The following is a 20,954-nucleotide window of genomic DNA, read 5'->3' on the forward strand; positions in this document are numbered from 1 at the left end:
CTGCCCGCTGTACGTTTGGGATCGACTCGCGGGAGGCTGACGCCATGCGGAAACTGACCTTTGCCATGAACGTGACCCTGGACGGTTACACCGCCGCGCCCGGTGACGACCTCGGCTGGAGCGGGAGTGAGGGACCGGACTCGTCGCCGAGTGACGAGCTGTTCCAGTGGTGGTCCGACCGGGTGGCCGCGACGGGCCTGTCGCTGTACGGGCGCAAGCTCTGGGCGGCGATGAGTTCCCACTGGCCGACCGCCGACCAGCAGCCCGGCGCGACGCCCGCGGTGGTCGAGTACGCCCGCCGCTGGCGGGACATGCCGAAGGTGCTGTTCTCCTCGACGACCAGCGCGGTCGACTGGAACACCCGCCTGGTCACCGGCGACGCCGTCACCGAGATCACCCGGCTCAAGGCCGAGGACGCGGGCCCGATGGACATCGGCGGTGCGACGCTCGCCGCGGCGGCCATGCGCGCCGGGCTGATCGACGAGTACGTGCTGGTCACCGTGCCGGTCCTGGTCGGCGGCGGCACGCCGTTCTTCACGGCGCTGGACAGTTGGGTGAACCTGACCCTGGTGGAGAACAGGACGTTCCCCGGCGGCGTGCTGCTGACCCGGTACGAGACGAGGCGATGAGCACGGGCCGGGCGGCTAGGTCGAAGTCCCTTCCAAGAGCCCCGAGGCGCGCGTGCGAGACTGCGGAGCGATGAGCGCGCAGCCTGACATCCCCGCGTCCCTGGCCCTGGTCAACTACGGGCACTTCACCTCGATGCTGGTAGCCGGAGGCAGAGTAAGAGGCCTCGCACGGCACTTAGAGCGGCTGGATCGTGATGCCTGGGTCGTGTTCGGCAGAGGGGTCGATGAGGGGTACGTCCGGCAGGCGATCCGAAGCGCGGTCGAGGGGGCTACCGGGCCGCTCGCGGTGCGGGTGACGGTGCACGCGCCGGGGTTCGATCCTCGGAAGCCTGAGGCTGACGTCGAGCCGGAGGTCGTGGTGACCACCAGTGCACCGCCTGCCGAGACCGGGCCGTTGAAGGTGCGGACCGCCGGGTACCAGCGGGATCTGCCGCAGGTCAAGCACGTCGGCACGTTCGGGTTGTTCTACCAGCGCAGGCTCGCGCGCCGCGCCGGGTTCGACGACGTGCTGTTCATCGGGGGAGACGGGCAGGTGAGCGAGGGGTCCACCTGGAACGTCTGCTTCCTCGACGAGGACGGCACCCTCGTCGTCCCGACCGCCCCTGCGTTGCCGGGGATCGCGCTCGGGCTCATCCAGAGCGGCGTCGCGCGCACCGGCGCCAAGGTTGTGGCCCGTCCGGTGCAGGTCGGCGAGCTGCCGGGGTTCCGGGCCGCGTTCGCCACCAACGCGCTCGCGCCGGTGCGGGCCATCAGCCGGGTCGACGAGGTCGAGTACAAGGTGGACGAGGACGCCACGGCGCGGTTGGCGCGGGCGTACGAGTCGACCGCGGGGGAGCGGGTATGAGCTTCGACGGGTTCGGCGAGTACGCCGTCGACTTCTACGACGGCCTGGTGGTCGACAACTCCAAGACCTACTGGGACGCGAACAAGGCCACCTACGACACCGACGTGCGCGCCCCGATGACCGCGCTGCTGGGCGAGCTGGAGAAGGAGTTCGGCGGCGAGTTCGGCAGCCCGAAGGTGTTCCGCCCGCACCGCGACGTGCGCTTCGCCAAGGACAAGCGGCCCTACAAGGACCACTGCGGCGGCGTCATCGAGTCCGGCCGCGGCGCGGGCGCGTACTACGTCGAGGTCGGGCCGGACGGGCTGCGGGTCGGCGGCGGGTGCTTCCACATGGAGTCCGACCAGCTCGCCCGGTTCCGCGCAGCGGTCGCCGAGGAGATTTACGGCGACCCCCTGCGCGACATCCTGGCCAAGCTCGAGCGCGCGGGCTGGACCATCGCGGGCGATCGGCTCAAGACCACCCCGCGCGGGTACGCCAAGGACCACCCGCGGCTGGACCTGCTCCAGTACCGGTCGGTCTACGCGGTGCGGGTGTGGCAGCCCGACGACACGCTGCACGAGCGCGGCTGCCTCACCCGGGTGCGAACCGCGTGGCGGCAGCTTCGGGCGTTCAACGAGTGGGCCAGTGACCACGTGGGGTTGTCCGATCGCGGTCGGTAGCTGACACGTAACCAGAGGTGGAACACTCTGAATCGAGTCGGCCAATCGGCGAGTTCATCCTGATCGGTACAGCGGGCGCGGCTAAGCTGTTCAGGTGTGAACCGACGAGCGAAGATCGTGTGCACTATGGGCCCGGCCACCGCGACCCCCGAGCGGGTGCGTGACCTGGTGGCGGCGGGCATGGACGTGGCGAGGATGAACTTCAGCCACGGCAGCCACGGTGACCACAAGCAGGTCTACGACCTGGTCCGCGCCGCGGGGGACCAGGCGGGCCGCGCGGTGGGCATCCTGGCCGACCTGCAGGGACCGAAGATCCGCCTCGGCACGTTCGCCAACGGCCCGGTCGAGTGGCGCACCGGCGACGTCGTGCGGATCACCGTCGAGGACGTGGCAGGCACCCACGACCGGGTCTCCACCACCTACAAGGGCCTGGCCAACGACGCCAAGGCCGGTGACCGGCTGCTGGTCGACGACGGCAAGGTCGGCCTGGTGGTCACCTCCGTCGAGGGCCAGGACGTGGTCTGCGAGGTCACCGAGGGCGGCCCGGTCAGCAACAACAAGGGCCTGTCGCTGCCCGGCATGGACGTCTCGGTGCCCGCGCTGTCCGAGAAGGACATCGAGGACCTCGAGTTCGCCCTGCACCTGGGCGTCGACTTCATCGCGCTGAGCTTCGTGCGCTCGCCAGCCGACATCGACCTGGTGCACCAGGTGATGGACCGGGCGGGCCGGGGCAGGCTGCCGGTGATCGCCAAGCTGGAGAAGCCGGAGGCGGTGGACAACCTGGAGGCCATCGTGCTGGCCTTCGACGGTGTCATGGTCGCCCGCGGCGACCTGGGCGTGGAGCTGCCGCTGGAGCAGGTGCCGCTGGTGCAGAAGCGCGCCATCCAGATCGCGCGGGAGAACGCCAAGCCGGTCATCGTGGCCACCCAGATGCTCGACTCGATGATCAGCAACTCCCGGCCGACCCGCGCCGAGGCCTCCGACGTGGCCAACGCGGTGCTCGACGGCGCCGACGCGCTGATGCTCTCCGGCGAGACCAGCGTCGGCCGCTACGCCATCGAGTCGGTGCAGACGATGAGCCGCATCATCGAGGCCGTGGAGGCCGAGCGCCCCACCGTGCCGCCGCTGACTCACGTGCCCCGCACCAAGCGCGGCGTGATCTCCTACGCCGCCCGCGACATCGGCGAGCGCCTCAACGCCAAGGCCCTGGTCGCCTTCACCCAGTCCGGTGACACGGTCAAGCGGCTGGCCCGCCTGCACACCCGGCTGCCGCTGCTGGCGTTCACCCCGGAGGCCGGTGTCCGCAGCCAGCTGGCGCTGACCTGGGGCACGGAGACGTTCCTGGTCCCGGAGGTCGACTCCACCGACCGCATGGTCCGCCAGGTCGACCAGTCCATGCTCTCCATCGGCCGCTACCAGCCCGGCGACCTCGTGGTCATCGTCGCGGGCTCCCCGCCGGGGACGGTCGGCTCCACCAACCTCATCCGCGTCCACCGGCTCGGCGAGGAAGACCACGCCTGATCGTGGGGTATAGGTGCCGGGGCGGATGCTCCGGCACCATGGGGCCTTGTGATCGAGCTGGCCCCGGTGGCGTTGACGGACAAAGCACTGCTGTCCCGCTGGATACAGACCTACCTGCGCGACACATTCGGCGAGGTCCACGCCGGCGGTTACCCCTACCTGGACCAGTACTTCACCGACCCTGACCGCGAAGCACACTTCATCGTGGCAGCAGGCGAACTGGCCGGCTTCGTCCTGGCCCGCGTCGACTCCGGCGCTTGGACCATCGCCGAGTTCTCGATCGCCCCCCACCTCCGCCGCCAAGGACTCGCCCGCGCCGCCGCCCTCGCCCAGTTCACCCGCCACCCCGGCCCCTGGACCGTCGAGTTCAACCCCGACGACGCCGTCGCCGCTTCCTTCTGGCACTCGGTGATTCCCGCTCCGGCCTCGACTGTTGAAGTCGGTGGCCGCGTGCGCCTGTCTTTCACCGTATCCGCAGCGCAGTCGTGATTTCGCACTGCTAAGCCATCTCCATTGAGCCGACACTTGCCTATGAAGCGCTCTATGGCTGCGTGCGACTCTTGTCGTGGCGATGGGCCGTTACGCGGTCCGTAGGTGGGTTCCCGCGGTGATGGCGTCGAGGTTGGTGGTGGCAGTTTCCTCTGGGTCTGGTCTGGCTCGTCGTGTCCAGGGCGCTCTTGGGTCGACCGTAGGGGACGGACCAGGGTGTCCACTTCGGACAGGGTGGTGCGGGCACTAGCCTGGGGTGCATGACCGACTTCGCGGAGGACGGGGTGGCCCGGGGACAGGGTGTGCTCGACCGGTTGGTCGAGCTGCTGGACCTGGAGCGCATCGAGGACGACATCTACCGCGGGGTCAGCCCCGAGCACTCGTCGGTGCGGGTGTTCGGCGGGCAGGTCGCGGGGCAGGCGCTGGTGGCGGCGGGGCGGACCGTGCCGGTGGAGCGGGGGGTGCACTCGCTGCACGCCTACTTCATCCGCGGCGGCGACCCGAGTGTGCCGATCGTCTACGAGGTGGACCGGATCCGGGACGGCAGGTCGTTCACCACGCGGCGGGTCGTCGCGGTGCAGCACGGGAAGGCGATCTTCGCGTTGTCGGCGTCGTTCCAGGTCGCCGAGCGCGGGATCGAGCACGCGGAGCCGATGCCCCGGGTGCCCGACCCGGAGTCGCTGCCCACCCACGCCGAGCGGATGACGCCGGACCTGCGGGCCAAGTTCGGCGACTGGGCGGACCGGCCGCGGCCGATCGACGTGCGCTACGTCAGCGAGCCGCCGTGGCTCTCGCGCGAGACCGGGCCGAGGGACGCCCGCAACCAGGTGTGGATGCGCACCGACGGCGCGCTCGCCGACGACCCGCTGCTGCACGTCTGCGTGCTCGCCTACGCCTCCGACATGACGCTGCTCGACGCGGTGCTCGCCAGGCACGGCGTCTACTGGGGAACCGACAAGGTCCTCGGCGCCAGCCTCGACCACGCGATGTGGTTCCACCGCCCGTTCCGCGCCGACGAGTGGATCCTCTACGACTGCGCCTCGCCCAGCGCCTCCGGCGGCCGCGGCCTGGCGACCGGCCGGTTCTTCACCCGCGACGGCAGGCTCGTGGCGACCGTGGTGCAGGAGGGCCTGCTGCGGCTGGTCGGCTGAGGGTGGGACCCGGGTCGTCGGGGGAGATGACCCGGGCCCCACCTGGCGGGGCGCGCGAGGGGGGTGGGTTCGCTGCGCCCCGGGTCAGCCTGCCAGCCTGGCGCGGTGGCGGTCGACGAGCCTGCCGCTGACGCGGCGCCGGTCGGCGACCCGGTGCCCCTCCGCGGTGTCCTCCTGCGCGCCGTCCTCGGTGACCAGCACGCTCAGGTGCGCCGTCAGGTACGCCCGGCACGGCGAGGGCGCGCGGGTGAACAGCCGGGTCCGGCAGGTGGGGCAGCGACCGTCCCGGCCGGGGCGGTGTTCGTCGAGCACCGCGCGCAACGCCGCCACCACCCGGGGCAGCTCCGTGCGGGCCAGCCGGGCCGCGTCGAGGTCGGACCCGGTGCGCGCGTGGTCGCCCAACTCCTCCAGGTAGTCCCGCAGCGACGCCGCCATGTGCCCGAAGATGGACCCGCTCACCCTGTGGCCTCCCGCCCTGTGATCAACACCCGCCCGACACCACCCTGTGGTCAACACCCGCCCGACACCACCCTGTGGTCAACACCCGCCCGACACCACCCTGTGGTCAACACCCGCCCGACACCACCCGCTGACGGCGAAAACCGCGCCACGCCGGGAATCCCCGCACCGGCGCCCACCGGACCCGCCTCGGATCCGTGCCCGGCCAACCGTTCCCGCTGGACGCTCTCAAGCGGACGACCGAATCGGCCGATGACTCCCAGGTGCGCCCCACGCCCCCCGACGGGTTCGGCTTCCCTGTCCGCCGCGTCCGATTCGCCTGCGTCCGCGCTTTCATAACCAGAATGCATTGTGGCAGCGACATTCTGCAAGTTGCACCACACGATCGGGTGACCGTCGTCGATTCGGCCGCGCGTTCCCACCTGGTGTGAGCGCGACCGCGCCGCTGCTTGTGTTCGACAAGATCAGCATCGACACTTGCCCACGGCGCGCGGTAGGGATCCGCGCCGAGAACGCCGGACACCCCCCGACGACAGACCCGCCCATGACCGCGCAGGCCGCGGTCGGAAACGAGGTGCAGAAGTGACGCGTGGACCCAGTCCGACGGTTCGCCGCCGCAGGCTCGCCGCCGAACTGCGGCGGTTCCGGGAAGCGGCCGTGCTGACCATCGACGAGGTCGCCGAGAAGCTCGAGTGCTCCGCGTCGAAGGTCAGCCGCATCGAGACCGGCCACGTCAGCGTGACCCCCCGCGACGTGCGCGACATGGCCGAGCTCTACGGCATCGTCGACGAGCAGCGCGACGCCCTGGTGCAGCTGGCCAGGGAGGCCAGGCAGAAGGGCTGGTGGCACGCCTACAACGAGGTGTTCACCGGCGCGTTCGTCGGCCTGGAGGCCGATTCGTCCTCGCTGCGCGCCTACCAGGCGTTGATCGTGCCCGGTCTGCTGCAGACCCCCGCCTACACCAGGGCGATGTTGCGCGCGATCCGCCCGGACGCCCAGCCTGCCGAGCTCGACATGCGGGTCGAGGCCAGGCAGACCAGGCAGCGGCTGCTCACCGACCCCAGCCCCCCGGAGTACTGGGCGGTGATGGACGAGGCGGTGCTGCGCAGGCTCACCGGCGGACCCGAGGTGATGGTCGAGCAGCTGCGCAAGATGGTCGAGGTGGCCCAGCTGCCCAACGTGACCCTCCAGGTCGTCCCGTTCGCGGTGGGCGCGCACGCGGGCATGGAGGCGCCCTTCCTCATCCTCGGCTTCCCCGACCGGATCGACCCGGACGTCGTCTACGTGGAGAGCACCGCCAACGGCGTCTACCTCGAGTCCCCGGCGGATGTCCACAAGTACTCGTTGTTGTTCGACCACTTGCGTGCGGCGGCGTTGCGACCGGACGACACAGTCGACCTGGTCCAACGGATCACGGAGGAGTTGATCCGTGATTCCTGAATAACACGAGAGGAGTGGGGCGTGACTGTTTCTGACCTCGCGAGCGCCGAATGGCGCAGGAGTAGCCGCAGTGCGGGCAACGACTGCGTGGAGCTCGTCATAGGCGGAAGCGGCGCGACGGTGCGCGACTCCAAGAACACGGAGTTCGGGCACCTGTCGTTCGCGGACATCGAGTGGACCGCCTTCGTCGGTGCCGTGAAGGGAAACCTTCTGGCGGCCGGGTGATCCAGGCCGCGCGGCGCCCGAGCCCGGGATGATCGACAGCATCCCGGTCCCGGACCCACTCGGTGGCGGGGCCACGGCACGCCGTGGCCCCGTTCCCCATCCCACCCCTTACCCCACCGGCTCGGCCACACCCCTTACCCCGCTCAGCGACCCCCTCCGACTGCCCCGGGTAAGGGTGGGTAAGGCCGAGACTGCGCGTTCACCCGATCTCCCACCCCCTCCCTCAGCGGCACCGTTGTCGTCAGCCGGGGAACACCGGCGGACACGACAGAGGGAGTGATCCACGTGGAGTGGACGATCGAAGCGGTCCAGGCCGAGGTCAACTACCGCAGGAACGGCACGCTGGACCGCACCAGCCGGCTGCACCTGCGCGAGGTGCGCCGGGCGCCCTGGTGGCGGCGGCTGTCCGGGCAGCGCCCGGATCCGAGGCAGGGCGACCGCGCGGCCTGACGGTCGCGGGAACCGTCGGTGGGGTGTGCGAGCATGCTGGACATGCCGCGTCTTGGTTCGGGAATACCCCTGGTCGCGCGCGGCCGTGAACTGCGCAGGCTGCGTGCGGCGGTGGAGGCCGCCGCGGCCGGTAGGGCCGCGGCCGTGCTGCTCGCCGGGGACGCCGGTGTCGGCAAGACCAGGATGACCGAGGAGGTCGGCGTCATCGCCAGCGGCCTGGGGGCGTTGGTGCTGACCGGTCGCTGTCTCGACGCGGGCGAGACCGGCCTCCCGTACCTGCCGGTGGCCGAGGCGTTGGCCGCGGTGCGTGATCGCGCCGCGGCCCGTCCGGCGCTGGGCAGGCTCTTCCCCGAGGTAGCCCTACCGGCGCTGCCGGATCCGGGGCGGGTCGCGTCGGGGATGGCGATCCCGGTCGTCGGGCCGCGCTTCGAGCAGGACATCGGGCAGTTGCAGCTGTTCGACGCCGTCCACGGGCTGCTCACCGACCTCGCCGAGCAGACGCCGGTGGTGCTGGTGCTGGAGGACCTGCACTGGGCGGACGCCTCGACCCGCAGCCTGCTGTCGTTCCTGTTGTCGCGGCTGCGCTCGCAGCGGCTGCTGGTGCTGGGCACCTACCGCGGCGACGACCTGCACCGCCGCCACCCGCTGCGCCCGCTGCTGGCCAAGCTGGTGCGGCTGCCGCAGGTCGAGCGGGTCGAGCTGGCCCCGTTCGGCACCGCGGACGCCCGCACGTTCGTGGCCGCGCTGGCCGAGGACAAGCTGTCCGAGCGGGTGCTGCGCGAGGTCGCGGGCCGCTCCGAGGGCAACGCCTTCTTCGCCGAGGAACTGCTCGCCGCCTACTCCAGCTCCGACGACGCCGGCATCCCGGCGACGCTGGTCGACGTGCTGCTGGCCAGGGTCGAGCGGCTGAGCCCGACCGCCCAGACGGTGGTGCGGGTCGCCTCCGTCGCGGGCAGGCGGGTGCCGGACGCCCGGCTGCGCGCCGTCGCCGAACTCGACGAGAACGACCTGGACGCAGCTCTGCGCGAGGCGGTCGCGCACCACGTCCTCGTCCCGGCCGAGGACGTCTACAGCTTCCGGCACGCGTTGATGCGCGAGGCCGTCTACGGGGATCTGCTGCCGGGGGAACGGGTCCGGTTGCACGCCGCTTACGCCAGGCAGCTCGCCGACGACACGGGGGTGCGCGGCGCCGCGGCCGCGTTGGCGCACCACAGCATGGAAAGCCACGCGCTGCCCGCCGCCCTCGCCGCGTCGGTCACGGCAGGCTGGGAGGCGGAGCGGTCCGGCGCGCCCGCGGAGTCGTTGGAGCACGTCGAGCGCGCGCTGAAGCTCTGGGACGCGGTGCCCGCCGAGCAGCGGCCGGGCGACGTCGACGAGATGACCCTGCTGCAGCACGCGTCCTGGGTGGCGGGCATGTCCGGCGACCCGGAGCGGGCCATCGCCTTCGCCAAGTCCGCCGTGCGCATCGCCGAGCACGGGGTCGCCCCGGAGCGGGCCGCGAAACTGCGCAGGCGCCTGGCGCAGTCCCTCTACGCCGTCGACGGCCGCGAGGACGAGGCGCTGGCCAGCATCGAACAGGGGTGGGCGCTGGTCGCCGACCGGCCGCCCAGCCCGGACAAGGCCTGGGTGCTCGCGGCGTACGCGACGATCCTGCGCGGTCAGCGCCGCAACGCCGACTCGCGCGAGCGCGCGGAGAACGCGGTGGCGATCGCCAGGCAGGTCGGCGCGGGCGGCCCGGAGGCGGACGCGCTGACCACGCTGGCGATCCTGGCCGAGGCCGACGGGCACCCCGAGGAGTCCCGCGAGCGGCTGCGCTCGGCGATGACCAGGGCGGCCGACGTCGACGCGATCACCGTCGACCTGCGGGCCAGGTACTCGCTGTGCGTCAACCTCTACGAGTCCGGGCGGCTCGACGAGGCGGCCGAGGTCGTCGACGGGGGCGTCCAGCGGGCCGGGGAGACCGGCCTCACCTGGAGCACGTACGGGCTGGAGCTGCGGGTCGTGCAGGTCGTGATCCGCTACGCGCGCGGCGACTGGGACGGCAGCGAGGCGGCGGCGGAACCACCGGGGCACAAGGTGTCCAGCACGGTCTCGGCGCGCCTGGCCGCGGTCGGGGCGTACGTCGCGGTCGGGCGGGGGCGCTTCGCCGAGGCCGAGCGGCTGCTGGCCGAACTGCGCGCCGACTGGCACCGCGACCTGCAGATCCCGCTGGCCACCGGCGCGGTCGGCGCCGAACTGGCGATCTGGCGCGGCAGGCCGGACAAGGCCGTCGAGAGCGTCCGCGAGGCGCTGGACTGGGTGGCGCGCGCGGGCGAGCAGTGGGTCCTCGCCGGCATCCGGATCGGCGCCATCGGCCTCGCCGCCTTCGCCGACCAGGCCCTGGCCGCCCGGCGCGGCGGGCACGAGGTCGAGGAGTTCGTCACCGAGGGCGAGCCGCTGATCGCCATGGTCCGCAAGACCGCCGAGTGCGGCAGCCCGCGCACCGGCTCACTCGGCCCAGAGGGGCTCGCCTGGCTGGCCCGCGCGGAAGCCGAGCACACCCGGCTGCTGGGGACCGCCGACCCGGCCGCCTGGCAGGCCGCCGTGACCGCCTTCGACTACGGCGCGGTGTACGAGCAGGCCATGTGCCGCCGCCGCCTCGCCGAGGCCCTGCTGGCCGCCGACGACCGCGACGCCGCCGCCGAACACCTGCGCCTCGCCGACGAGGTCGCCACCCGCCTCGGCGCGAAACCCCTGGCCGAGGCCCTGCGCAAGATCGCCAAGCGCGGCCGCGTCTCCCTGCACGACACCACCCAGGTCCGCGACGAGGTCGACCCCTTCACCCCCCGCGAACGAGCCGTCCTCGCCCTGGTCGCCGCGGGCCGCACCAACCGCCAGGTCGGCGAGGAACTGTTCATCAGCGAGAAGACCGTCAGCGTCCACCTCAGCCGCATCATGGCCAAACTCGGCGCCAGCCGCCGAGCCGAGGCCGTCGCGGTCGCCTACGACCGCGGCCTGCTGTCGACGTGACCGGCCGCCGGTGGGAACACCGGCAACGCGGAGATGCCTGCTGTCACCGCTGAGCCGGTGGTGCTGCGGGCCCATCGGCGCTGCGACGGTGGGACACGCGCTGCCGCCATCGGCGAGATGGCCGGGCGCTGCCTGGGCGATCGGTGCCACGAGGCTTCTGTCTGGGGCCAACGTGCGGATCCTGGAACGCCGCTGAGACGCAGATCTGCTCGTCTTCGCGTTCGGTGCGGCCACGAGCTCTCCCGATCGCTCGTTGCGGTTGGGAGCGGGCGGAAACTGCACCGCCGGGCGGTGCTGCCCGGCCGATCGGCGGTGCGCCGCGAGCCGTGACTCGCGGGTGCCGCGGTCCACGGCCGCGGGCTGCTGTCGAGGTGATCGACTTCTGGTGGGACTGGGAACACCGGCAACGCGGAAATGCCGGTTCGGGGCTGTCAACACCGGCGGAATAGCGGGTGTTGACGGATATCTCACCCCATTCGAAGTGATGATCGGTGCGATCAGGGCAGTGGAAATCAGGCGTGCCTGATTCTTGGTGTGCGGTGGGGGTGGGGGGGTGGCGCGGTGATCAATTGTGGTTGTCCACTGTGGTCAGCGGGGGAGGCGTTTGAGGGCTCGGAGGCCGAGGGTGAGGGCGGCGGTCCAGGTGCGGGGTGGGAGGGGGCGGGTGGGGCGCAGGGGCAGGAGGCGCTGGGTGGCGATGGTCTGGGCCTCGGTGTACTTCAGCAGGCCCTCGGTGCCGTTGCGGCGGCCGGTGCCGGAGTCGCCCATGCCGCCCATGGGGGCGTCGAGGCTGCCGAAGGTGGCGCCGTAGCCGTCGTTGATGTTGACGGTGCCCGCGTGGATCCGGGTGGCCACCTCCTCGCCGATGAGGGTGTTGCGCGTCCACACGCTGGCGTTGAGGCCGTAGCGGGTGTTGTTGGCGGCCGCGATCGCGTCGTCGAGGTCGGTGTAGCCGTAGATCGCGACCACCGGGCCGAAGGTCTCCTCCGCGAACAGGGTCATGCCCTCGCGGACGTCGCCGAGGATCGTCGGCTCGTAGAACAGCGGCCCCAGGTCCGGGCGCGGCTTGCCGCCCGCGTGCACCCTGGCGCCCTTGGTGACCGCGTCGCGCACGTGCTCGGTGATCGTCGCCAGCTGGTCGGTCGAGGTGAGCGAGCCGACGTCGACCCCGTAGTCCAAAGTGGAACCCAGGCGCAGCGCGGAAGTCCTGGCGGCGAAGGCGCGGGTGAACGGTTCGCGGATGCTCTCGTGCACGTAGATCCGCTCCACCGACACGCACAGCTGCCCAGCCGAGGAGAAGCACGCGGTGACGGCACCGGTGGCGGTCTTGTCGATGTCGGCGTCGGCCAGGACGATCATCGGGTTCTTGCCGCCGAGCTCCATTGAGTACCCGGTCAGCAACGCGGCGGCCTTGGCGGCCAAACCCTTTCCGGTCTCGGTGGACCCGGTGAAGCCGAGGTAGTCACCTTCCTCGATCAGAGCGTTGCCGACGTGCGAACCGCGACCAAGCACGATCTGCCACACGCCGTCAGGTAGCCCTGCCTCACTCGCCAACTCGTGCAACCACAGTGCACTCAACGCGGTCTGGTTGTCCGGCTTCTGCACGAGAGCGTTGCCTGCCACCAGAGCCGGGATCGCGTCCAATCCCGTCAACGCCAACGGGTAGTTCCACGGGGAGATCATCGCCACCACGCCCTTGGGGTGACGCACCTCGATGGTCTTCGTGAACACCGGTAGCGCGCCCGCCTTGCGTTTGGGCGAGAGCAACCGTGGAGCCTTACGTCCGTAGTAGGCGGCGGTCATCGCGGTTACCGCTACCTCGTCGTACGCGTCCAACCGAGTCTTACCGGTCTCGACCTGCATGAGGTCGAGCGCCTCGGTCTGCCGGTCCAGGATCAGGTCGTGCAGCCGCAGCAGCACCTCGGCCCGCTCGGCCACCGGCGTCGCCGCCCAGGACCGCTGCGCCTCGCGGGCGGTGGTGAACGCTCGCCGCACGTCGGCGTCATCGATCTGCGGCAGGGTGACGATCGGGTCGCCGGTGAACGGCGCCGTCATCGTCACCGTCGACGGGTCCTGCCCGTGAACGGCCCGCGCGACCAGTTGGGCCGCCCTGGCCGCGGTCGGGGCGCCGGGAACTGAACCGATGGTGGTCATGGGGCTCCTTAGCTCAAGAGCCCATGTTACTTCTCAGTAGCGACCGTCGTCACCCGCTCCCGGTCGACCCCCGCCGTGAGCGTGACGCGCAGCAGGTCGTCCTCCCGGCGCACCACCACCGGCAGCCCCGACGCGGTCGCCGCCCGCACGAACCCGGCCTCGGCGGGCAGGCACCACGCGACCAGCCGGTCGTGCCCGGTCGCCCGCGCGAGCGAGCCGAGCCTGCCGATCATCGCGGCGCCCAGGCCCTGCCGCTGCCAACCGTCCTCCACCAGTACGGAGATCTCCGCCTCCGCCGGGTCCGCGGTCCGGATCACCTGCCCGATCCCGACGACCCGCGTGCCGCACATCGCCAGCAACGTCGTCCCACGCGGCGGTTGGAGCAACCGGTGCAGCCAGCGGCGGGGTAGTGCGCGCATACCCGCGTGGTAGCGGGTGAACAGCGTCTTGGCGGAGCAGCGGGCATGCAGATCCGCGACGGCCTCGGCGTCGGCAGGGGTACCGGGCCGCAGCACGATTCCGGCGCCAGTGCTGGTGACTACCGCCGTCGCAGTGCTGTGGGTCGCCCCAAGTACCTCGCTCAACGCGGTAACCCGTGCGAGCTCGACCTCGGTGAACGGTGCCCACCCACGTCGCGCCACCAGCCGCGTGTCCTCGGTCAGCGCCAACACCACGCGGTGTCCGCCTTCGTCCGCCGGATCAGAACCTGCGTCGGCTGGCGCTACCGAGTCGGCGCCGAGGATCACCCGCACAGCCTCAGCGGTGGCGGACGGATCGCGCAGCGCGGCACCTGTCGCGCGGAGGGCCGCGGTGGTGCGATCGACGAGATGACGGACGTCCGCGCGGGTGATCGCGACGGAACGACCGCCCTCGGCGCGCAAGTCGGTGACCAGATCCGCGGGTGAACACGTGTCCGGGGTGTTGACCACGATCTCGTCGACTACCCCACCGGGCACCGGTAGCACCGACAGGCCAAGGACGTTGCAGTCACGCGCGGCCAGTCTCGCGGTCACTCGCGCGAGTGCGCCGGGGCGGTCATCGAGGCGTACCCGCAGGCGCCAGGTCGTGGGTCTGTCCATGGGTAGAGCGTGCGGACCGACTGTTGCCTGCGGGGTGCCCCCGTGTTTCGGTCATGTGAGCAGATCAGGCCCCCGGCCTGGGCTCCTCGGTGGTCTGCTCACCCGGAGCCGGAGCCGGAGCCGGAGCCGGAGCCGGAGCCTGTGGCGCGGCGCCCGCGGGCGCCCAGTGCGGCGGTCCGGGAACCGGGGGCGCGAACACCGGCGGCTCCCACGGCGTTCGCCGCGGTAGCCAGGTGAAGCCCATGCCCACCACGGCGACCAGGGCGCCGATCCCGAGCACCACCGGGCCGGGACCCACCAGCAGCTCCGGCATCGGTACGCCCCCGGCCGGGACCGGGAGGTCCGGCTGCGCCTCGTCGACCATGCGGTTCATGTAGTCGACCTCGGCCTTGATCCGCAGAATCGACTGCAACACCAGGAAGGCCGCGCTGAGCAGGATCCCCGCGGTCAGGGCCGCGGTGACCCTGGTCATCGTCGCGGTGAACCCGCTCGGCCGCACCGCCGCCGCCACCCCGTACCCGGCGACCACGACCGCGAGCACCACGGCGACGAGCACCGGCAGCCACGAACCGGGCGGGGTGACGGTGAACAGCCCCATCGACCGGTCGACCCGGTCGTCGATGCTCGACCACAGGGTCACCTCCACCGGGTTGAAGGGCGGCTCGTCCGGGCCCGCGAACTCGTCCTCCCAGAACGACCCGCCCAGCAGCCGCAGCAGCGACCCGACCACGGCCAGCGCCGCCGCCGTCAGCATGAGCAGCGCCGCGACCAGTCCCGGCCACCACAGCGGCGCCTCGGGCGCGGGCGGGTGCCAGCCGACCTGGCTCATCGGCGGTGGGCCGACCTGGGGGAATGGGCCGGGTAAGCCCTGGGGTGGTGGCGCACCTCCCGGGAGCACCGCGACCGGTTCGGCCAGCACGGGCGGTGTCGGTGACGGGGGTTCAGGGGAGGGCTCGGGTCTCGGCGGCTCGGCGCCGGGGGGTGACGTGGTCACGCGGTGATCTTGGCAGGGCGGTGCCGCTGGATGGCGGCCGCCACATTGTTTGCGAAAGCAAGCGTCCCGTTCGCGTCCCGCCCCCCTCATCTATGGGTGAGCAGCGGCCGACCCGAGCGAGGGCCGGGTCGGCCGCTGCAGACCAGCAAGGCAGGCACACACCGCGGCCGCGCCCCTCCGCCTGCACCGGAGGCGCGCGGCCGTCGTGCTGGTACCCGGCTCGCCGAAAGCTGCCGGTCCGCCGCCGGGAACGCTCAGTCGGCGAACGCGGTGTAGCGGTCCAGGACCGTGGACTTCCACTCCTCGAGCAGCCGGGCCCTGCGCTGGGCGCCGCCGCCGATCATCGCGTCCAGGGCCAGACCGCGGACCAGGTTGACGCTCAGCAGCAGCAGCGTCTCCAGCTCCGCCTCCGGCAGGTCGTCGCCCGCGGCGTCCCGGTAGAGCTGGAGGGTGGCGTGGCCGAGCGCGCGGTCGACCGGTCGCAGGCGCTCGCGCAGCTCGGGATCGGTGCGGGCGGCGACCCACAGCTCCACCGCCGCGGTCGAGAGGGTGCCCGAGTACGCCTCCCACAGCAGGTCGATGCCCTGGGTGACCCGCTCGCGGCCGGGCGGCAACCCCGCGGCGGCCTCGCTGACCTGCCGGGTCAGCCGCGCGAACAGGTGCTCCAGCGCGGCGGTCATCAGCTCGGCCTTGGTGGTGAAGTGGTGCTGCTGGGCACCCCTGGACACCCCTGCCCGCGCGCACACCTCCTGCACGGTCGTGCGCGCGTACCCCAGTTCCACCAGGCAACCGATGGTCGCCTCCAGCAGTGCCTCGCGAGTCTGCTCACTGCGCTCCTGCTGGGTGCGGTGGGTGCGCACGGCCACGGCTCCGCCCTTCCTCACGCCACGGGTGTGCGGCACTTTACGGCCAGTTCCGCGAGCAGGTACCTTCAGAGCAGAACTTACATGCAGTCCGGAATGTTTTCGCCGCGAGGAGGCCCCGGTGACCCAGCGTTCCCCGTGGATGGACGACGACCTGGACGCCTTCCGCGACCTGGCCCGCACGTTCTGCGAGAAGGAGCTGACCCCCAACACCGAGCGGTGGGTCGAGAACAAGCAGGTCGACCGCGAGCTGTGGACCAAGGCCGGTGAGGTCGGGCTGCTGTGCCTGTCCATCCCCGAGGAGTACGGCGGCGGTGGCGGCAACTTCGCGCACGAGACGATCCTCTTAGAGGAACAGGCGCGCGCGGGCGACAGCGGTTGGGGCGTCTCGCTGCACAACGGCATCGTCGCCCACTACCTGCTCGCCTACGGCACGGAGGAGCAGAAGCACGCCTGGCTGCCGAAGCTGGCCACCGGCGAGTGGGTCGGCGCGATCGCGATGACCGAGCCGGGCGCCGGGTCCGACCTGCAGGGCATCAAGGCCAAGGCGGTGCGCGACGGCGACGAGTACGTCGTCTCCGGCGCCAAGACCTTCATCACCAACGGCGGCCAGTGCGACTTCGTCATCGTCGTGGTCAAGACCGACCCGACCAAGGGCGCCGAGGGCACCTCGCTGGTCATCGTCGAGACCGAGCGGGCGGGCTTCCGCCGCGGCCGGGTGCTCGACAAGCTCGGCCTCAAGGCGCAGGACACCGCCGAGCTGTTCTTCGACGAGGTGCGCGTCCCGGTCGGCAACCTGCTCGGCGGCGTCGAGGGCCAGGGCTTCGTCCAGCTCATGCAGCAGCTGCCGCAGGAACGGCTGATCATCGGCATCTCCTCGGTGGTGGCCATGGAGATCGCGCTGGAGCTGACCCTGCGCTACACCAAGGACCGGCAGGCGTTCGGCCGCCCGGTCTACCACTTCCAGAACACCAAGTTCACCCTCGCCGAGATCGCCACCGAGGCCCGCATCGCCCGGGTGTTCCTCGACGACTGCATCGCCAAGCACCTGCGCGGCGAGCTCGACATCCCGACCGTGGCGATGCTCAAGTGGTGGACGAGCGACCGCGCGATGAAGGCCATCGACGAGTGCCTGCAGCTGCACGGCGGCTACGGCTACATGACCGAGTACCCGATCGCCCGCATCTACCTCGACCAGCGCGTGCAGCGGATCTACGGCGGGACCAACGAGATCATGAAGGAGATCATCTCCCGCACGCTCTGACCAGCACGCCTGAACACCGCACACCGCAGACCGAGGACACACATGGGACCTCTCACCGGCCTGCGGGTGGTCGAGCTCGCCGGGCTCGCCCCCGCCCCGTTCGCCTGCACCGTGCTGGCCGACCTGGGCGCCGAGGTCGTCCGGGTCGACCGCGCCGCGCCCGGCGCCGACGTGCTCGGCTTCCCCGACGACCCGCTGACCAGGGGCCGCCGCTGGATCGGCGTCGACGTCAAGGCACCGGAGGGCCTGGACCTGGTGCTGCGCCTGGTCGACCGGGCCGACGTGCTCGTCGAGGGCTTCCGCCCCGGGGTGGCCGAGCGGATGGGGCTGGGCCCCGACGCGCTGCTGGCCCGCAACCCGCGCCTGGTCTACGGCCGGATCACCGGCTGGGGCCAGGACGGGCCGCTGGCCACCGCCGCCGGGCACGACATCAACTACATCGCGGTGGCGGGCGCGCTCGACCCGATCGGGCAGGCGGGCCACAAGCCCACCGTGCCGCTCAACCTGCTCGGCGACTTCGGCGGCGGGGGACTGCTGCTGGCCATGGGCGTGCTCGCGGCGCTGGTCGAGCGGCAGGCCTCCGGCCAGGGGCAGGTCGTCGACGCCTCGATGGTCGAGGGGGCGGCGCTGCTGACCACCAGCCTGCACGGCCTGCGCGACCTGGGGCTGTGGCCCGGCGGCCGCGGCGAGAACCTGCTCGACGGCGGCGCGCCCTTCTACGACACCTACGAGGCGGCCGACGGCAAGTACGTGGCGATCGGCGCGATCGAGGCCCGGTTCTTCGCCGCGCTCGGCACACTGCTCGACCTGCGCGACCCGCCCAACCACCTCGACCCGAGCACCTGGCCCGCCCTGCGCGCGCAGATCGCCGCCGCGGTGAAGACCCGCACCCGCGACGAGTGGGCCGCGCTGGCCGAGGGCACCGATGCCTGCCTGACGCCGGTGCTCACCCCGGGGGAGGCGCCGGACCACCCGCACAACGTCGCCCGCGGCACGTTCGTGGAGGTCGGCGGCAAGACCCAACCCGCACCCGCGCCGAGGTTCAGCCGCACGGCGTCGGCGACACCTGCCCCGCCTAGCGCACCGCGGGCGGACACCGCGGCGGTGCTGGCGGAGTTGGGTGTGCCGGAATCGGAGATCGCGAGGCTGCGGCAGTCGGCCGTCATCGCCTGAGGTCGGGCGGGAAGCTCGATGGGGCGAACTTCCTTTGCGCGGGGCCCCTGGGCCCGGAGGGCTGGAGTGGGCTGTGAGGGTGCTTGTGGCGTCCTCACAGCCGCGGGCGCGGCACGCGCTGTGGCGGCCTGCCTTGGCGCCCGCCTGCTGGGCGGGGACCGAGGGCCTTCCTGGCCTGCCCGCCGGGTGATGACCCCGGCGGCACACCGCAAGTTCTACCGGCTTGATCGCGCCCGATCTGTCCCATCCCGGCCGTCGGCTCAAAGATGACACCGTTCGTGGGATCCGGCGGAGATCACCGGTCGCCCCCGGTGTGTCCGGGCGGTGACGGGCCACTGCGCCCGTAGAGTGACGCCCTCGACGCGAGCGGTGGCGGACCGGGGGTCCGCGAGCGCTCGGATCTCACGCTCGGTCGATGTCGGTGCCGAAATCCGCTCCGCCGGTCGCCGGGATGGGGGATCATGGTGCGGGACGCGCACCCGGCTGCCGGGCGGCGCGGGTCGGGGGTGGTCCGGGACGCGCGAGTGGCCCGGGCCGCCGGTGGTGAGGACGGAGTGGACCGATGAACGCCAAGAAAGCCGTCATGCTGGTCGCGGTGGCGCTGGTGCTGTTCTACGTGATCAGCCAGCCCACCCAGGCCGCGCAGGCGGTCCAGAGCCTGTTCTCCTGGCTGCGCGACGGCGCCGAGGCCATCATCACGTTCCTGAAGAACCTGTTCGCCTGAGGGCGGACCCGCTGGGGCAATCGAGGCCCGGCGGGCGCAGCCGTGCCCGCGGGTGTGGTCACGATCGGTGATGATCTTGCCGGACCGAAGATCCATATTGGACCGTCCGGGTGGATCTGCCCGCCCCGGGGGTCCATTGGGCGAACTGGTCCGTTTTGCCTCTGGCGATCTGTCGGTCCCTGCCCCTACGGTTTCAGCCATCGAGTGATCATGAGACCTCCAGGAGGCAGAATGCTCGACGATCCCGGGGTCGATGCCCTGGTCCGCCAGTGGACCGCCGAGCGCGCGCAGGACGCGGACGCCGACGAGGCCAACCGCATCGCGTCCGAGTGGCTGGCCGACGCGCCCGTCATCGCCGCGCCCGGTATTCCCGGTCAGCGAGCCCGTGCCGGGGCCTCGCGCTGGGCGGCGGTCGAGGCGGCCGACCCGCGCTACCTCTCGGCCATGCGCAAGCGGCTGCCCGACGTGCCGCACGACCTGCTCGCCGCCGCCGCGGGCTGGTGGCAGATGGTCGGCGGCGTCGCCGAGGCCGAGGAGTGGTGGGACGCGGGGATGAGCCCGCTCGACCAGCGCGCCCTCGACTACCGGGCGGCGGGCCTGGCGCCCTCCGACCTGGCCAGGCGGCTCGGTCCCCTCACCGTCCTCGAGCACCTGCGCCGGGGCAGCGCTCCCGCGTGGTGCGTGGCCAGGCTGCAGCGTCAGCGCCGCGACGGCGCCGCGTAGCAGTCGCGACGGCGCCGCGTAGACAGTCGCGGACGCCATCGCGCCAGTGGTCGCGATGTCCACCGAACAACGGCCGTGCCGGTGCCGCGTGCACAGCCGTGACGGGGTCGTGTGACCTCCCCCGCGTAACGCCGCGGAGCTCCTTCGTCGATGCTGGTGGTGATGACCGGCGCGCCCAGCGCACCGGTCACGCACAGGGTCGTGGCGAGTCTGGAGCACGGTGGCGGATATCGAGGGGCTGGACGAGCAGGCCGCCCAGGTGGGGACACACCACCCGGGGTCGGTCGGTCGCGGGCGCGGTGAGCTGCTGCTGCGCCTCACCCTCGTGCTGCTGGTCGTCCTGGTCGCGGCCGCTGTCGTCTGGGTCGTGCGGATCGCGGACGTCTCCGCGGGCGCGGACACCTCCAGCGAGGTCGAGCCGGTCGCGGTCGACCCCGACTCCGCGGCGCCCGTCGAGGCTGTCGGTGCCGTCCCGCAGGGTGGCCAGTCCGGCGCCGATCCGTTGCGCGCGTGGGCCGAGCGCCTCGCCAGGGGCACCGAGATCCCCCCTAGGGCGCTGATGGCCTACGGCAACGCCGAGCTGGCCGTCCGCGCCGCCACGCCGCGCTGCGGGCTGTCCTGGGCCACCCTGGCCGCCATCGGGCGCGTCGAGTCCGACCACGGCCGCTACGGGGGCGCCGTGCTCGGCGATGACGGCCGCCCGTCGACGCCCATCATCGGGGTGCCGCTGGACGGCACCCCCGGCGTGCGCGCTATCACCGACACCGACGGCGGTACCTACGACGGTGACGCCACCGTGGACCGCGCCGTCGGACCCATGCAGTTCATCCCCTCCACCTGGCGGAAGTGGACCTCGGACGGCAACGGCGACGGTGTCGGCGACCCGCAGCAGATCGACGACGCCGCCCTGGCCGCCGCCCGCTACCTGTGCGCGGACGGCCGGGACATGACCAGCGCCAAGGGCTGGTGGCAGGGCGTGTTCGCCTACAACAACTCCGTGAGCTACGGCCGGCAGGTCTTCGGCCTCGCCGACCGCTACGCCCGCGCCGCGGCAAGCTGAGAACGGCTCTCAGCAAGCCGCCGGTGGCCGCGGGCTAGCATCGG

The 20,954-nt window shown here is 72.0% G+C and carries 21 protein-coding genes; 16 read left to right on the top strand and 5 right to left on the bottom strand.

The window, feature by feature from the left end:
* Positions 1–44: 44 nt before the first annotated feature.
* The 6 genes from BMY07_RS16095 (at position 45) to tesB (ending at position 5,293) form a co-directional block, all read left to right on the top strand.
* On the top strand, positions 45–629 hold the full coding sequence (locus BMY07_RS16095) for a dihydrofolate reductase family protein (protein WP_092778932.1): 585 nt from the start codon (positions 45–47) through the stop codon (positions 627–629).
* A 70-nt stretch (positions 630–699) separates the two neighbouring features.
* Positions 700–1,473: an aminotransferase class IV gene (locus tag BMY07_RS16100; RefSeq protein ID WP_092778934.1), complete on the top strand. Its 774-nt coding sequence runs from the start codon at positions 700–702 to the stop codon at positions 1,471–1,473.
* Entirely contained in the window at positions 1,470–2,132 is a 663-nt protein-coding gene (locus BMY07_RS16105) for a DUF2461 domain-containing protein (protein ID WP_092778936.1), read from the top strand. Before BMY07_RS16100 ends, BMY07_RS16105 begins: the two co-directional genes overlap by 4 nt.
* Before the next feature lie 96 nt (positions 2,133–2,228).
* Positions 2,229–3,653, top strand: coding sequence for a pyruvate kinase (pyk, locus tag BMY07_RS16110; RefSeq protein ID WP_092778938.1), 1,425 nt, complete (start codon positions 2,229–2,231; stop codon positions 3,651–3,653).
* Positions 3,654–3,701: 48 nt separating this feature from the next.
* Positions 3,702–4,142, top strand: coding sequence for a GNAT family N-acetyltransferase (locus tag BMY07_RS16115; protein ID WP_092778940.1), 441 nt, complete (start codon positions 3,702–3,704; stop codon positions 4,140–4,142).
* Between the two features lie 260 nt (positions 4,143–4,402).
* Complete coding sequence (gene tesB / locus BMY07_RS16120) at positions 4,403–5,293, top strand: acyl-CoA thioesterase II (protein WP_092778942.1); 891 nt, start codon at positions 4,403–4,405, stop codon at positions 5,291–5,293.
* 84 nt (positions 5,294–5,377) lie between these two features.
* Here the strand turns inward: tesB and BMY07_RS16125 are convergent, their stop codons facing one another.
* The gene (locus BMY07_RS16125) at positions 5,378–5,752 is read right to left on the bottom strand and encodes a hypothetical protein (protein WP_092778944.1); all 375 of its coding nucleotides are present in this window, start codon (positions 5,750–5,752) and stop codon (positions 5,378–5,380) included.
* 427 nt (positions 5,753–6,179) lie between these two features.
* Here BMY07_RS16125 and BMY07_RS34365 point away from each other — a divergent pair, with 427 nt between their 5' ends.
* The 5 genes from BMY07_RS34365 to BMY07_RS16140 all read left to right on the top strand — a co-directional run bounded on the left by BMY07_RS34365 (position 6,180) and on the right by BMY07_RS16140 (position 10,876).
* On the top strand, positions 6,180–6,338 hold the full coding sequence (locus BMY07_RS34365) for a hypothetical protein (protein ID WP_177215600.1): 159 nt from the start codon (positions 6,180–6,182) through the stop codon (positions 6,336–6,338).
* On the top strand, positions 6,335–7,192 hold the full coding sequence (locus tag BMY07_RS16130) for a helix-turn-helix domain-containing protein (protein ID WP_092778946.1): 858 nt from the start codon (positions 6,335–6,337) through the stop codon (positions 7,190–7,192). The genes BMY07_RS34365 and BMY07_RS16130 overlap by 4 nt, the downstream gene beginning before the upstream one ends.
* Before the next feature lie 21 nt (positions 7,193–7,213).
* Positions 7,214–7,417, top strand: a complete 204-nt coding sequence (locus tag BMY07_RS16135; protein WP_092778948.1) for a DUF397 domain-containing protein — start codon at positions 7,214–7,216, stop codon at positions 7,415–7,417.
* A 285-nt stretch (positions 7,418–7,702) separates the two neighbouring features.
* Positions 7,703–7,867, top strand: a complete 165-nt coding sequence (locus BMY07_RS34370; RefSeq protein ID WP_177215601.1) for a hypothetical protein — start codon at positions 7,703–7,705, stop codon at positions 7,865–7,867.
* 33 nt (positions 7,868–7,900) lie between these two features.
* Complete coding sequence (locus BMY07_RS16140; RefSeq protein ID WP_092778950.1) at positions 7,901–10,876, top strand: helix-turn-helix transcriptional regulator; 2,976 nt, start codon at positions 7,901–7,903, stop codon at positions 10,874–10,876.
* A 588-nt stretch (positions 10,877–11,464) separates the two neighbouring features.
* Here the strand turns inward: BMY07_RS16140 and BMY07_RS16145 are convergent.
* From BMY07_RS16145 to BMY07_RS16165, 4 genes are all read right to left on the bottom strand, one after another.
* Complete coding sequence (locus BMY07_RS16145; protein ID WP_092778952.1) at positions 11,465–13,030, bottom strand: succinic semialdehyde dehydrogenase; 1,566 nt, start codon at positions 13,028–13,030, stop codon at positions 11,465–11,467.
* 26 nt (positions 13,031–13,056) lie between these two features.
* A complete protein-coding gene (locus BMY07_RS16150) occupies positions 13,057–14,109 on the bottom strand; it encodes a GNAT family N-acetyltransferase (protein WP_092778954.1) in 1,053 nt (350 codons plus the stop codon).
* Positions 14,110–14,173: 64 nt separating this feature from the next.
* On the bottom strand, positions 14,174–15,103 hold the full coding sequence (locus tag BMY07_RS34375) for a hypothetical protein (protein WP_177215602.1): 930 nt from the start codon (positions 15,101–15,103) through the stop codon (positions 14,174–14,176).
* A 254-nt stretch (positions 15,104–15,357) separates the two neighbouring features.
* Positions 15,358–15,969, bottom strand: coding sequence for a TetR/AcrR family transcriptional regulator (locus BMY07_RS16165; protein WP_092778960.1), 612 nt, complete (start codon positions 15,967–15,969; stop codon positions 15,358–15,360).
* Positions 15,970–16,108: 139 nt separating this feature from the next.
* Between BMY07_RS16165 and BMY07_RS16170 the strand changes: the two genes are divergently transcribed.
* The 5 genes from BMY07_RS16170 (at position 16,109) to BMY07_RS16185 (ending at position 20,910) form a co-directional block, all read left to right on the top strand.
* Positions 16,109–17,230, top strand: a complete 1,122-nt coding sequence (locus BMY07_RS16170) for an acyl-CoA dehydrogenase family protein (protein WP_092778962.1) — start codon at positions 16,109–16,111, stop codon at positions 17,228–17,230.
* A gap of 42 nt (positions 17,231–17,272) precedes the next feature.
* Positions 17,273–18,403 carry a CaiB/BaiF CoA transferase family protein gene (locus BMY07_RS16175; protein ID WP_092778964.1) on the top strand — a complete coding sequence of 377 codons (1,131 nt, stop codon included), beginning with the start codon at positions 17,273–17,275 and terminating at the stop codon, positions 18,401–18,403.
* 562 nt (positions 18,404–18,965) lie between these two features.
* Complete coding sequence (locus tag BMY07_RS34380; protein WP_170224290.1) at positions 18,966–19,127, top strand: hypothetical protein; 162 nt, start codon at positions 18,966–18,968, stop codon at positions 19,125–19,127.
* Between the two features lie 231 nt (positions 19,128–19,358).
* Positions 19,359–19,850 carry a transcriptional regulator gene (locus BMY07_RS16180; protein ID WP_092778966.1) on the top strand — a complete coding sequence of 164 codons (492 nt, stop codon included), beginning with the start codon at positions 19,359–19,361 and terminating at the stop codon, positions 19,848–19,850.
* A 304-nt stretch (positions 19,851–20,154) separates the two neighbouring features.
* Positions 20,155–20,910, top strand: coding sequence for a lytic transglycosylase domain-containing protein (locus tag BMY07_RS16185; RefSeq protein ID WP_092779168.1), 756 nt, complete (start codon positions 20,155–20,157; stop codon positions 20,908–20,910).
* Positions 20,911–20,954: the final 44 nt, after the last annotated feature.

The sequence above is a fragment of the Actinokineospora terrae genome, from assembly GCF_900111175.1.
GTDB classification, from domain to species: Bacteria; Actinomycetota; Actinomycetes; order Mycobacteriales; family Pseudonocardiaceae; genus Actinokineospora; species Actinokineospora terrae.

Coding starts and splice junctions, on each gene's coding strand:
- BMY07_RS16095 (WP_092778932.1), top strand. CDS start 45: ATGCGGAAACTGACCTTTGCCATGAACGTGACCCTGGACGGTTACACC.
- BMY07_RS16100 (WP_092778934.1), top strand. CDS start 700: ATGAGCGCGCAGCCTGACATCCCCGCGTCCCTGGCCCTGGTCAACTAC.
- BMY07_RS16105 (WP_092778936.1), top strand. CDS start 1,470: ATGAGCTTCGACGGGTTCGGCGAGTACGCCGTCGACTTCTACGACGGC.
- tesB (WP_092778942.1), top strand. CDS start 4,403: ATGACCGACTTCGCGGAGGACGGGGTGGCCCGGGGACAGGGTGTGCTC.
- BMY07_RS16140 (WP_092778950.1), top strand. CDS start 7,901: ATGCTGGACATGCCGCGTCTTGGTTCGGGAATACCCCTGGTCGCGCGC.
- BMY07_RS16145 (WP_092778952.1), bottom strand. CDS start 13,030: ATGACCACCATCGGTTCAGTTCCCGGCGCCCCGACCGCGGCCAGGGCG.
- BMY07_RS16150 (WP_092778954.1), bottom strand. CDS start 14,109: ATGGACAGACCCACGACCTGGCGCCTGCGGGTACGCCTCGATGACCGC.
- BMY07_RS16170 (WP_092778962.1), top strand. CDS start 16,109: ATGGACGACGACCTGGACGCCTTCCGCGACCTGGCCCGCACGTTCTGC.
- BMY07_RS16175 (WP_092778964.1), top strand. CDS start 17,273: ATGGGACCTCTCACCGGCCTGCGGGTGGTCGAGCTCGCCGGGCTCGCC.
- BMY07_RS34380 (WP_170224290.1), top strand. CDS start 18,966: ATGAACGCCAAGAAAGCCGTCATGCTGGTCGCGGTGGCGCTGGTGCTG.
- BMY07_RS16180 (WP_092778966.1), top strand. CDS start 19,359: ATGCTCGACGATCCCGGGGTCGATGCCCTGGTCCGCCAGTGGACCGCC.